Annotated in this window: 11 protein-coding genes, 1 other RNA gene and 1 pseudogene; 5 read left to right on the top strand and 8 right to left on the bottom strand. The window is 49.1% G+C overall.

Annotation, left to right across the window (positions count from 1 at the left end):
• The first annotated feature begins 15 nt into the window (after positions 1-15).
• Both accA and tilS read left to right on the top strand, forming a co-directional pair.
• Entirely contained in the window at positions 16-972 is a 957-nt protein-coding gene (accA, locus tag B2X65_RS05740) for an acetyl-CoA carboxylase carboxyl transferase subunit alpha (RefSeq protein ID WP_290611217.1), read from the top strand.
• Positions 973-1124: 152 nt separating this feature from the next.
• Positions 1125-2417, top strand: coding sequence for a tRNA lysidine(34) synthetase TilS (gene tilS / locus B2X65_RS05735; protein ID WP_290611215.1), 1293 nt, complete (start codon positions 1125-1127; stop codon positions 2415-2417).
• Here tilS and B2X65_RS05730 read toward each other — a convergent pair.
• A complete protein-coding gene (locus tag B2X65_RS05730) occupies positions 2371-3345 on the bottom strand; it encodes a GGDEF domain-containing protein (RefSeq protein ID WP_290611213.1) in 975 nt (324 codons plus the stop codon). The genes tilS and B2X65_RS05730 overlap by 47 nt on opposite strands.
• Before the next feature lie 120 nt (positions 3346-3465).
• Entirely contained in the window at positions 3466-4614 is a 1149-nt protein-coding gene (locus B2X65_RS05725) for a patatin-like phospholipase family protein (protein ID WP_290611212.1), read from the bottom strand.
• An 81-nt stretch (positions 4615-4695) separates the two neighbouring features.
• On the opposite strand from B2X65_RS05725, the gene B2X65_RS05720 reads away from it, so the two are divergent.
• Positions 4696-5559 (top strand): DUF3014 domain-containing protein, encoded by an 864-nt coding sequence (locus B2X65_RS05720; RefSeq protein WP_290611211.1) that lies wholly within the window; start codon positions 4696-4698, stop codon positions 5557-5559.
• Between the two features lie 145 nt (positions 5560-5704).
• Positions 5705-5801: signal recognition particle sRNA small type (ffs, locus tag B2X65_RS05715), an RNA gene on the top strand.
• 29 nt (positions 5802-5830) lie between these two features.
• Here ffs and B2X65_RS17825 read toward each other — a convergent pair.
• Together B2X65_RS17825 and B2X65_RS05705 are read right to left on the bottom strand one after the other, a co-directional pair.
• A pseudogene (locus tag B2X65_RS17825) lies at positions 5831-6004 on the bottom strand (DUF2496 domain-containing protein); the annotation flags it as partial.
• 20 nt (positions 6005-6024) lie between these two features.
• Complete coding sequence (locus tag B2X65_RS05705; protein WP_290611210.1) at positions 6025-6285, bottom strand: late competence development ComFB family protein; 261 nt, start codon at positions 6283-6285, stop codon at positions 6025-6027.
• Positions 6286-6411: 126 nt separating this feature from the next.
• Here B2X65_RS05705 and B2X65_RS05700 point away from each other — a divergent pair, with 126 nt between their 5' ends.
• Positions 6412-7509, top strand: a complete 1098-nt coding sequence (locus tag B2X65_RS05700; protein WP_290611209.1) for a tryptophan 2,3-dioxygenase family protein — start codon at positions 6412-6414, stop codon at positions 7507-7509.
• Here the strand turns inward: B2X65_RS05700 and B2X65_RS05695 are convergent.
• The 4 genes from B2X65_RS05695 to dinG are packed head-to-tail and all read right to left on the bottom strand — an operon-like array spanning position 7480 to position 11870.
• Positions 7480-8418 (bottom strand): histone deacetylase family protein, encoded by a 939-nt coding sequence (locus B2X65_RS05695; RefSeq protein ID WP_290611207.1) that lies wholly within the window; start codon positions 8416-8418, stop codon positions 7480-7482. The genes B2X65_RS05700 and B2X65_RS05695 overlap by 30 nt on opposite strands.
• On the bottom strand, positions 8418-8984 hold the full coding sequence (priC, locus tag B2X65_RS05690; RefSeq protein WP_290611205.1) for a primosomal replication protein PriC: 567 nt from the start codon (positions 8982-8984) through the stop codon (positions 8418-8420). The genes B2X65_RS05695 and priC overlap by 1 nt, the downstream gene beginning before the upstream one ends.
• Positions 8981-9766 carry a sulfite exporter TauE/SafE family protein gene (locus B2X65_RS05685; RefSeq protein ID WP_290611203.1) on the bottom strand — a complete coding sequence of 262 codons (786 nt, stop codon included), beginning with the start codon at positions 9764-9766 and terminating at the stop codon, positions 8981-8983. The genes priC and B2X65_RS05685 overlap by 4 nt, the downstream gene beginning before the upstream one ends.
• Positions 9767-9812: 46 nt before the next feature.
• Entirely contained in the window at positions 9813-11870 is a 2058-nt protein-coding gene (gene dinG, locus B2X65_RS05680) for an ATP-dependent DNA helicase DinG (RefSeq protein WP_290611202.1), read from the bottom strand.
• Between the last annotated feature and the right edge of the window lie 432 nt (positions 11871-12302).

Raw genomic sequence — 12302 nt, 5'->3', positions numbered from 1 at the left:
AGGTAGTGATAGTCGATGATGCTGAATTATTTAGAGTTTGAGCAGCCGATTGCTGAACTTGAAGCAAAAATAGACGAATTGCGTAACGTCAGTCGTAATGGCGACTACGATCTTGGTTTAGAAGAAGAAATAAACAAACTAAAAGAAAAAAGTCTGGGATTAACCAAGAAAATATTTTCTGAGCTGGGTGCCTGGCAAGTTGCCCAAATGGCCAGGCATCCACGCCGGCCCTACACTCTGGATTACCTGAAGCATATTTTCACCGATTTTGACGAGCTGGCAGGCGATCGTACCTACGCGAACGATAATGCGATTGTCGCAGGTACTGCGCGGCTGGGTGAGCACACCGTTATGGTAATAGGCCATCAGAAGGGCCGCGATACCCGGGAAAAAATTCGTCGTAATTTTGGTATGCCAAGACCTGAGGGCTATCGTAAAGCACTGCGGCTGATGGAAATGGCTGAACGCTTCAATATGCCTATTATTACCTTTATTGATACTCCGGGTGCTTACCCGGGCATTGGCGCTGAAGAACGTGGCCAGTCTGAGGCGATAGCCCGTAATTTAAAAGTGATGGCAGGGTTAAAGGTACCGGTTATCTGTACGGTGATTGGTGAAGGTGGTTCGGGTGGTGCGCTGGCCATCGGCGTGGGCGACCGGGTAAATATGTTGCAATTTAGTACCTACTCGGTTATTTCACCGGAAGGCTGTGCTTCTATTTTATGGAAGAGTGCTGAAAAAGCGCCATTAGCTGCTGACGCGATGGGAATTACCGCGGAGCGACTAAAAGAGTTGGATCTGATTGATGCCGTTATTCCAGAGCCGCTGGGTGGCGCGCATCGTGCACCAGAACAAATGGCGCAAACCCTTAAAAAGACCTTGCTAAAAGATCTGGATAGCTTAAAAAAACTTGATACCAAAACACTACTTGATAATCGTTATAAACGACTGATGTCATTTGGCTACTGCTAAAGCCGGTAGCTTTAACAGAGAACCAGCGCTTGTCGCTGGTTTTTTTATATGGATAATACGTGTCACGCGCGACGATATCTGTTGAACGACCAAAACCACTTATGGATACAATAATTGTATGCAACAACCGGGGCGGGGCAGCCTGAACATTGATGTTAAGCATAACTGAACTGGCAGCAAAAATTAGCGATTGCGGCGCCGCTAAGGTGGTGCTGGCGCTCAGTGGTGGCCTGGATTCTATGGTACTGCTTGATCTGCTTTGTCAGGCGAGAAAGCAACATGTTTTCCAGTTGCAGGCCGTTTATGTCAATCATGGTTTGAGCGCTGACGCGCAGGGTTGGAGTGAGCATTGTCAACGCGCCTGTATCGCCCGGGACGTCGAATTTTTTAGTAGGCAGATTAACATTGAACGTAGCGCAAATATTGAAGCCGCTGCGCGCGAGGGGCGCTACCAGGCATTAGCCTCTTTTGTTGATTCAGCCACGACGATACTCGTGACAGGGCATCATGCGGATGACCAGCTTGAAACCTTAATCCTGGCGTTAAAGCGCGGCGCCGGTGCCGCTGGTTTAAGTGGCATGGCAGAGCAACGTCCCTTCGCCGCTGGCAGCTTGCTACGGCCATTATTAAGCAGCACCCGACAACAGATCCAACATTACGCGACAACGCATCAGTTGCAGTGGGTTGAAGATAGCAGTAATCAGGACAATCGATTTGATCGTAATTATATTCGCAATGTTGTTGCCCCGTTATTAACCGGGCGCTGGCCAGCCTTTGCTGATACCGCGCGACGCAGTATGCAACATCTGGCACAGCAGCAGCAGTTATTGGATGACTATACCGAACAGGCATTGCTACTGTGTGCCGATGGCCGTCGGTTAAATTTAGAGGCATTAACGCAGCAGGTACCGGCCCAGCAGGATTTAGTGATCCGCCGCTGGCTGGCGCGCTATAAACTGAATCCCTCAAGCCAATGGTTGCAAACCCTAAGACAGCAGGTTATTAACGCCCGTCAGGATGCTATGCCGCAACTGGTGTTGGGGCAATGCCTGCTACGCCGTTACCAGCGCCAATTGTATCTGGAGTACCACACTACCTTAGCGACACCAGAGAGCGGTCTGCTTTGGACGATGCAAAATAATCTGAATTTGCCAGCGGGACTGGGTGAGCTGGCAGTGTATCAGACGCCCTTGGCTGGGCGACAGGCCATGCAGCAATGTGAAGTGACCATTGTTTTTGGGCAGTTAAGTCTGCCTTTTAAACCCGCTGATCAACCTCATCATAAACCGCTTAAGCAATGGTTTAAACGCTGGCAGCTGCCACCATGGCAGCGGGAGCAGGTGCCATTGCTACTGCATAACGGAGCTTTGGTTGCGGTGGCAGGCTATGCCTCTGCCATTAGCACGACAGAGGCGGATTGCTGGCTTGGCTGGGCACGAAATTAGCGGTTGGCGCCACCTTTAACGCCTCTCTGCCGGTTTGTTTTAAGTTGGCTTTACCTGACGCTTTCGCTTCATAAAGCGCCCGGTCGGCGGCGGCAAAAAAATGTTCAGTCGCTTGCATGGGTTGCAAGTAGGCCAGCCCGGCGCTGGCACTAATACCGTATTGCACGCTTTTGTGGTGCTGATTTATGGCTTTTAATAGCCGGCGGGCCACTAAGTCGGCGCTATCGGCATCTTCTTCTGCAAGAATGACCGCAAATTCATCGCCGCCAAACCGGAATAAGCTATCCGTTTGGCGCAATGTGTCACGCATGCAATCTGCTACCACAATAAGCAGCTCGTCACCCATGGCGTGGCCATAGTTGTCATTAAGTTGTTTAAAGTTATCAAGATCCAGCAATAACAGCGCACAGGTTTGCTGCCGACGCCGCGCCAGTTGAATGGCTTTGGCAAAGCTGTCGTCAAAAAATCGCCGGTTGCCAAGCGCCGTGAGTGGATCTTTCAGCGCCATTTGCTGCAAACGTGCCACAACCAGTGCATTGCGCAGCGCAAATAACCATTCGCTCTCAAGCAGCACAACATCACGTTGCTGAGTGGGGCTAAACGGCTGATCACTGTGGTAATGCACTTCGGCCAGACATTGCTGGTTTAACACCAGCAGGCTTTTGTAGGTGTGGCTACCGTTACTGGAACCAGCAGCCTGGTGTTCGCCAAACGCGGTATTGAGCCGGATACCGGTAACACTGAGCAGCCGGCCGACATACATCGAAAAAATGTCCAGTTGCTGCTGAATATCCAGGCTGGTTTGCAGCTGGCTGGTCAGGGTTTGCTCGCTGCAATCGGGCAGGCTTTCAGTCTGCTGACAGCGATTTAAGGCTGCATAGCTTGGTGCTGCATCAAGCGCAAGTTCCCGGTTCATTATTGCGTCCATTACCCGTCCTTCTTAAACAGTGATAACGGATAAAAGCAATTTTCGCGCCAAATGTTAATTGTGTTTTATTTCAAAGGCTTGAAACTGAAATGTTTTTAAGGTCAAGGATTTGACGAAACATCACTCCGGTTCAGCGGCAAGAAATTGCACAATCTGATCCATTTGCCGGCAGCCGTCGGCAAAGCCAAGCTCAATCAGGCGTCGGGTGTATTTCTGTTCAAACAATAAATAGCTCGCTAAGCTTGATTCAGAATGCTGACGGATCCCCAGCCCCCGCAATAACGTGCGCACCGCCAGGGGTAGACAAAGATAATATTCGCTTGCCAGTAAATTAAAGTTTTGACTTGGGTTTATCAGCAGGCTTTGCACCGGTTTAAGCTCGGTCTCAATATTGTTGGCGTGCAGGGTTTCGACGGTCTTATTTACCCGATGCATACGCTCCAGATCAGAATTCAGCGTATCCGTAAAAATGGTATCTAATAAGTGGCCCGCTACCGTCGCTAAATCAGGATGATGCAAACTACGCCGGCTGGCCTCTTCTTTACGGGGATCTTCTACCCCGATAATCAGAATTTTATCGGCGCCTAAATGAATAGGAGCGCTAAGGGGGGCTAACTGATTCACCGACCCGTCGCCGAAATATTGCTGATGGATCCGTACCGATGGAAAAATAATCGGAATAGCGGCTGACGCCATTAAGTGATGCACTCCAAGCAGGGTGCGTTGACCGCAACGTTTTGCCCGGCGCCATTCTTCGGCATGATCCGACTGAAAAAACGTAATGGAGTCGCCGTTATTATAGCAAGAGGACGTGACGGAAAAGCTGGATAAATAGCCGCCCATAATATTCCGGTCAATTCTTTGCAAATCAAGGATCCGACCCAGCAATTGCTTTAACGGCTTATTGTCGAAAACGCTGACTGGTTTCTTATTAGCGTAATCGGCCTGGAACGCCCCAAACACATTTTGCATTAAGTGCCAGAATACTCTGGGGTAGTCAGAATAATACACCTGGTTGGTGTGAAAATGACGCCAGACCGATTCTATTTTTTTGACACCCAAATGAAAACAGGACGCATAACAGGCAATGCCAGCAGCATTAATTGCCCCTGCCGAGGTACCACTGATAATGTCAAAAGGTGTAGGGCTGGTTCTGGGATAGTGCTGGGCAATCGCTTTTAATACGCCCACCTGATATGCAGCGCGAGCGCCACCGCCGGTCAGTAACAGGGCCGTTTTTTTACCGCTCAGTGGACGTTGTCGTACCATAGTGTTATTGAACTTTTCTACTGTATACTGCTCTGTGTTGCTATATTGCAATATATCTTAGTCACTAACAAGGAGTCACTTATGACGGCGCAACCATCGGGTAGCGGGCAGCAGCTGTATTATGCAGGTATTGCAGCAGTCGTTATTGTCATTTTACTGGCATTGTGGATGTTATTTAGACCCGCATCAGAAACAGAGCCTGAAGTTATTACCCCGGCACCGATCCCCGCTGAAGTGGTGGTTGAACCAATACTGCCGATGCCAGTTGATGAGCCGCTGACCGAACAGATAACAGAAACAGAGACAGAAAGTGAACCTGAGCCAGTCATCAGCGCGCCGGAACCTGAACCCTTACCCACGCTCGAAGCATCTGATCCGGTGTTAAAACAAGATGTGTTGAAACTGAATTGGCAACCGGGTCTGGCAGGGTTAATTAATACCAGGCAGATGATCCGCAACCTGGTGGTAACAGTCGATAATCTGGCGCAAAAACAATTGGTTGCAAAACACCCTGTAGTGGTGCCGTTAGACCAGCCATTTGTTACCATCGCGGATCCGGAAAGTCAGACCTATCAGATTGATCCGGCGAGTTACCAGCGGTATGAGCCTTACATCCGGTTGCTTGAAAGTGCAGATCCGGAGCAAATGTTACCGATATTTAAGCGCTATCAGCCTTTGTTTGAGCAGGTCTTTGGCGAACTGGGATATCCTGAATTGAGCTTTCAGCAACGTATGCAACAAGCTTTAACGACATTTCTGGCCATTGCACCTATGTCGGTAGATACCACACTGGTTCGTAAATCAGTGGCTTACACTTACGCCGATCCGGCGGTAGAAAGTTTAAGTGATTTGGAGAAACAAGTTATCCGTTTAGGCCCGGATAATCATCAACGTTTGCGCGCGGTGGCCAAAAACTACCTGACTTTACTGGAAAGCCGCGAGTGAAATAAGCGTTGATTAACCGCTCTGCTGCTTAAACATTAAGCAACAAAGCGGTGTTGCGGCTAAATCACTTGAAACCTGGCAGGCCATTGCGCATAATGCGGGCCTGCCGCTCTGGTGTAACTTGTGCGGCACTCAATGGTAACTCCATTGGTCCTCTCGCAATGCTAGTAGGTTAACCTGGTCAGGTCCGGAAGGAAGCAGCCACAGCTTATGATGCAGGTGCCGGGATGTGGCTGGTGGAGTTGCCACCCACCTTGAGTTTTTTCTTATAATCTGCGCTGACAATATCCAGCGCGGCTAAAATGTCGCTATCCGATAGCTGCTGCTGTTCTAACAACATAATTAAATCAACGGCCAGTTTAACGTGCACCGGCGCATTGGCTAAACTGCTGTTATTATTCTGGCTATCGTCAGTATCGTCAGTATCGTCAGTATCGTCAGTCATTTACTGGCACTCGCAACGCGTCACTTATTGTCGTCCAGAAACTGCCTGGCCCTGCTGACGGCCTCTTTTACTTTCATTTGCATTTCAAAGCGTTCACTTTGCGGTAAGTAAAACGACATATCCACCTCATAGCGAATATAGCGTGGTGGCAGTAAATTCAACGATATACAGCATAAATCTGCCAGATATTCACTGTCTTTGCTGCTGTCCAGTTCCAGCTCTACAATATGGTCAAGTAACAGCTTTTCATAAAAATTATGAATATCATCATCCAGTTTCATAAGGGCCTCTGTCTGCTAAAGCGTCAGGCCAAAGCATAATCAGCTTTACGTAAAAACACCACCTAAAGATTGAGTTAACGAAGTACGCTGTTACAATGCACGGGTCAAGACTAGCGGATCCCTGTAATGCAAAAGAATACCACCCCCTGTTACTATGGCGATTATCTGCAACTGGATAAAATACTCACCGCCCAGGCGCCAGAGAGCGCGAAATATGCCAACGAAGCGCATGATGAAACCCTGTTTATTGTGGTTCACCAGGTATATGAATTATGGTTTAAGCAAATACTGCATGAATTAAAAGCCGTCATGGCGGTATTTGCAGAAGCTGAAGTAAAAGATCAGCAGTTAACCGGTATCGTGCATAAATTAAAACGGGTGATCAGTATTCAGCAATTGCTGAATCAACAGATAGCCATCATCGAAACAATGACGCCACAGGATTTCATGTCGTTTCGGGACTATCTGGTGCCCGCTTCAGGTTTTCAGAGTGTTCAGTTTAAAATGCTGGAAATTGGTCTTGGCCTGAAAAGCGAATATCGGATTGATTTTGATAAGAACTCTTTTTACAGCCGCCTGAATGAGCAAGATCGTCAGTTTTTAGAAGCGCTGGAAACAGAGCCAAGTTTGTTTGAGCGCATAGAGAAATGGCTGGAACGAATGCCGTTTCTGCAACTTGAAGATTTTAGTTTCTGGCAGATGTATCATAATGCCACCGCGCAAATGTTAGATGACGATGCGCGCACCGTGACCGGTATTGAGCAGATATCCGAACCAGATCGCCAGTTGCAGCTGGCAGAAATTGAACGCACCAGAGCGAAGTTTGCCGCATTGCTCGATAAAGATAAATATCAGGAGCTGCAGGCGCAGGGCACGTTCCGGCTCAGTCAGCGTGCCATGCTCTCGGCGTTATTTATTAGCTTGTATCAGGAAGAACCGGTGTTTAATTTGCCATTTCAGCTATTAACCTGTTTAACTGAAATTGATGAAAACCTGACGATATGGCGTTACAAGCACGCGATGATGGTGCAGCGCATGCTTGGAACTAAAATTGGAACGGGTGGATCCTCGGGCCACGATTATTTAAAGCGGACCACTGAAAAAAATCGGATTTTCACTGATTTGTTTAATATGGCGACCTTTTTACTGCCAAAATCGGACTTGCCGCTTTTGCCGGTGCAGGTTAAACGGAAGCTAGGTTTTTATTTCGGCCCTGAGCGCTAAATCACAAACTGAAAATGCCGCCTTAAACAACTGTAAATGCAATTGGGTCAGGGCGGTAACATCTCGCTGGTAACCCCCGCCAATGACTGCCGCGACCGGTATGTTCCGATTACGGCAGCTACTTAGTACCAGCAGATCCCGCTGATAAACTGCCTCAGTTGAAATATTAAGCAGGCCTAACTCATCTTGTTGGTGAATATCGACACCGGCGTCATAAATGACCAGCTCAGGCTGATGCCAGTTTAATAAGGTTTCCAGACTTTGGTTAACGGCTTCAAGATACTCCGCATTATTACAGTGTTTCGCCAGGCCTATATCCCAATCCGAGCTGATTTTCCGGGCCGGAAAGTTCTTTTCGCAGTGAATTGACGCGGTGATAATGGCCGGTTCTGCATTAAAAATACCCGCGGTGCCATCGCCCTGATGCACGTCCAGATCGAAAATCAGGATCTTACTCAGCCCTTTAGCCAGCATAGATTGCGCGGTAAACGCCAGATCATTGAACACACAAAACCCCGCGCCTTCACTTCTTCTGGCGTGATGATAACCGCCACTTAAATGTAGAGCGATCCCGCGGTTTAACGCCAGTTCAGCACAAAGCCGGCTGCCCGCTACCGACACCAGGGAGCGGTCGACCAAAGCTTGCGACCAGGGGAAGCCAATCCGGCGCATGGCCTGGGGGCTGATAGTGCCCTGACAAATACTGTCGATATAATCGGTGTCGTGAATACAGTTAAGTTCTGAAGCACTAATGGGCTCTGGGGTACTGAACGCCTCTGGTTGCACGCCTGATGCCAGTAATGCCTGATACAATGCCTGATATTTGGTTATGGGATAGCGATGGCGCTCAGGCAAACTGAGTGCGCTGTAGCAGGGGTGATATACCAGGCCAGGAGCTGACAACGCCATCAGGGTATTTGCCGCTCATGTTGTAAAATGGCGTGTTCTACTTCAGTTATTGCCCGCCTGCAACGGCCCAGTCTGGCGTGTAGTGCCAGGATCCGGTTCGCATTATCATCGCCACGGTAACGTTCTGCTTGCTCAATCATATCCAGTAAGCGGCGCTCGAACTGCTGAAACTCTGTCAATTGCTGATACAGGCTTACCGTGCTGCTGTGCAACGTTGTCGGTTTTTCAGTTTGCTTACTGCCAGGCTTATTGAACCCAATAGCGCGTTGAAACTTGCTGCGGGTTTGCTGGTTGCTAAATGCGCGGGTTAATGCGTTCACCTGGGCGGCTAAATGCTCGGCTAATCGTTGCTGACTTGCCGCAGACAGCGTGTTTTGGTTATCACTTAACCGTTGCAGGTTGCGGCAAGCATCTGCTACATAATCAGCAAGATCCGGCGAGTGACAACTGAACAGACCGCTTTCAAACCAGTCTTGTGGTTTGCCTGGCTGACGCTTTGCATCTATCGCAGAGGCGCGCTGTTGCAATTCATTCAGCTGACTGGCTAATACCTGCAGGGCGCTCATGTGCTACTCCAGGCCTGCCAGGCCAGACGCAGGGCTATGGCTATCACGACACTAATAAATACCGGTCTGATAAATTTACTGCCAAAGCGAATAGCGCTGTGCGCACCTAGAAATGCGCCCAGCATCAGACATAAACCCATGGCAATACCCAGCACATAATTGACATGGCCCAGCGCCATAAACGCCACCAGCGAAAAACCGTTACTAATAAAATTCATGGTTCTGGCGACACCGCTGGTCAATAGCAGATTTATTTTATACATGGCCATGCTGGAGACCATCCAGAAGGCTCCGGTTCCAGGGCCTGCCACCCCGTCATAAAATCCCAGCGTTAAGCCTTGCAGCCGTTGTTGCCAGAATAATTTCGCGTTCTGTTGCGGTAAGTGCAGCCGATCATCAGGCTGAATACGGTTAAACAGAGTATAAATTGCTGCCAGTAAGATCAAAATTGGCAGCAGTTTTTCCAGTAGCTCGGTACTTAGCTGGTCGACCACCAGCGTGCCAAGCAAGGCGCCGATAGCCGTATATCCAATACTACGGCGCCAGTAACGCGGGTTAAATAATCGCTTGCGATAATACGTGAGCGACGCAGTAAGTGAGCCAAAAGTGGCCGCCAGTTTGTTGGTACCCAGCACCAGATGGGGCGGCAAACCAGCGGTTAATAATGCCGGCACAGTTAATAAGCCGCCACCGCCGGCAATGGCATCAATATAGCCAGCGACAAAAGCGACTATACAGAGGATCAGCAGTAAGTCGGTGGCGGGCAGCAGTTCAGTTAGCACCTGGTGGTATCCTGTCTGTACGTATTTATTAACGTGTTCAATTTAGTTAATACTCAATCTGGCGCCGAAAGGGCGGTAGGGTATCGAGCATGGCTTTGCCATAGGATTTCGTCACCAGCCGGCGGTCCAGAATAACAATCCGGCCCTGATCCTGCTCCTGGCGCAGCAGTCTACCACAAGCCTGCACCAGTTTCCTGGCGGTTGCCGGGATCGCCAGTTGCACAAACGGATTACCCCCCTTGCGGGTTACCGCTTCGCTCATTGCGGCTTCTAGGGGGGAGGTGGGTACGGCAAACGGCAACTTGGTGATGATAAGATTAGTGAGTAGCTTACCTGGCAAATCTAACCCTTCAGAAAAACTCTGGGTGCCAAATAAAATACTGGTTTTATTATGCTGACAGTTTTCCCGGTGTAAGCTGAGTAATGACTGGCGGGACGCTTCCCCCTGAACCAGCAAGGAAAAGCCCTTGGCCCGCAATGCCTGTGCTACCTGCTGCATTTGCCAGTAAGATGCAAACAGCACCAGTGTTCCCTGATGTTGGCTGAGGTAGTCAGGAAGTATCGCAATCAACTCATCGGTATAGGCATTGGCTGTCGGCTCGTGCTGCATTTTTGGCAACAGTATTACGCCGTTTTGTTGATACGCAAATGGCGAGTCAACCCGCACGGTCTGTAAGCCGGGATGTTCGTGCAAACCAAGCTCGTACTTTATATGCTCAAAAGAGTTCAGAACGGTCAGGGTTGCAGAACATAAAATACTGGCATAGGCCTGAGAGAACAGCATGTGCTCCAGGCTTTGCGCAACGCTTAACGGACAGGCATGGGCCGTTAACTGCTCATTGTCGTCTTTAGCTACCCAACGCGCCTGGTAAGCCGGTTCTTTCTGAGGCTGGGCGTACAGTTGCCATAACGCATGTTGCTGCTCCAGCTTCTGTGCCAGCTGGCTTAGTTCCTGCAGCAACTTGCTTTGATTTTTTTGCTTGCTGGAAGTTAATGCTACCTCGCCCACCGCTGAACTGATTTTATCAAGTACCCCCAGAGTTTTCAGAGCGCAACTGGCTATAGGTTCTGCTTGCTTTTGCCATAGCGCAGGCAGTGCTGCATGCTCAAAGCGATATTCGTTCTGACTTGTCTCAGTAAACCAGCGGCTTTGCCATTCACTCAGGCTGCGCTCAATCGGTTTTAATAAACCAAGCAGCTCGTTACGATAATCGTCCAGTTTAAGTAAGTCTTTTAAACTGCTCTCAGGTAAAGTTTGTATTAACTGATGACTTAGCTGCCCTAGTTTATCCAGCCATACCTGGGGCTGGCTCAATTGCGCCAACGCGGCAAAGTAATCTCGCCCACATGCCGGCAGGTGATGGGCTTCATCAATCACATAAATACAGTCTTCCGGCGGCGGCAGTATGGCGTTGCCTGCGGCTAAATCTGCCAGCAGCAAGCTATGATTTACGACAAGTATCTGAGCTTCTTTAATTTCTGCCCGGGCCAGATGGAACGGACATTGCTGATGACGCTTAAGGTGTTTACTACAGTGGTAGGGGTCGGCGCTGATGCTATGCCATAGCGCATCATCGACTGCCAGTGGCAGAGTATCCCTGTCGCCCAGCCAGCTTCGCTGTTGCCATGCTTGCTGCAGTGTTTCCAGCACAGTGAACTGATTACGCTCAGTGCTGGTTAACAAGTCTGGTTGGATTAACTGCTGTTTTAATCGTTCCATGCAGGCATAGCGTGAGCGCCCTTTCACCAGATTGTATTCAAACTCAATGTCACTGTGCTGGCGAAAAAAAGGAATATCTTTGTTCACCAGCTGCTCCTGTAGAGCCACCGTTGCAGTGGCAATCACCAGTTTTTTCTGGCGGGCCAGGGCAATGGGCACCGTCGCCAGTAAGTAGGCCAGCGACTTGCCCGTGCCGGTGCCCGCTTCTATCAGACCAATCCGATCGTGCCGATGGTAGTGACCCGCAACAATATTCGCCATTTCGGCAATCAGTTTATTCTGACCGGGCCGGTTATGGTAATTGGGCAACGCTTTTTTCAGCTTCTGCTGCGCGTCGCGAATTTGTTGTTTTAACGTTTCAGAGAGCATCTGTGCGGTTGACATAAGTGGGCAGTTTGCCTGTATAGACGTACAGTTTTGCAATTCTAACCAGCAAATTGTTTTTTAGCAAAGGCACTAATGAGCGTAAAGCAGGATGAATGGCGCTTAAAGTATATTTAGTTCTATAAAGCCAGAAGATGGAATTCTGCAGTTATAGCCGTTATGTAAACAATTAATTACGTGCAATTAGCCGGTTTTACTGGCGGCCTGCTGAAAAAAACGACACTAAAGCCTGATAATCGGGCTAATTTGTGGCTAAATGAGGTAATTAATGCCGTTTAGCGCTATTTTAGAGCAAAACTGCCCCAAATGCGGGATTGACTAAATATCGGTCAAAACGGAGGGAAGACAGCTGCCAGACGAAAATGTTCAATAAAAGCTGTTGACCCTACCGAAAAATACCGTTTATTATCAGGTCGCGACAAATCGGATAAT

This window comes from Arsukibacterium sp. UBA3155 (genome assembly GCA_002364615.1).
Classification (GTDB): domain Bacteria; phylum Pseudomonadota; class Gammaproteobacteria; order Enterobacterales; family Alteromonadaceae; genus Alishewanella.
This window is presented reverse-complemented; position numbering and strand designations above follow the sequence as displayed.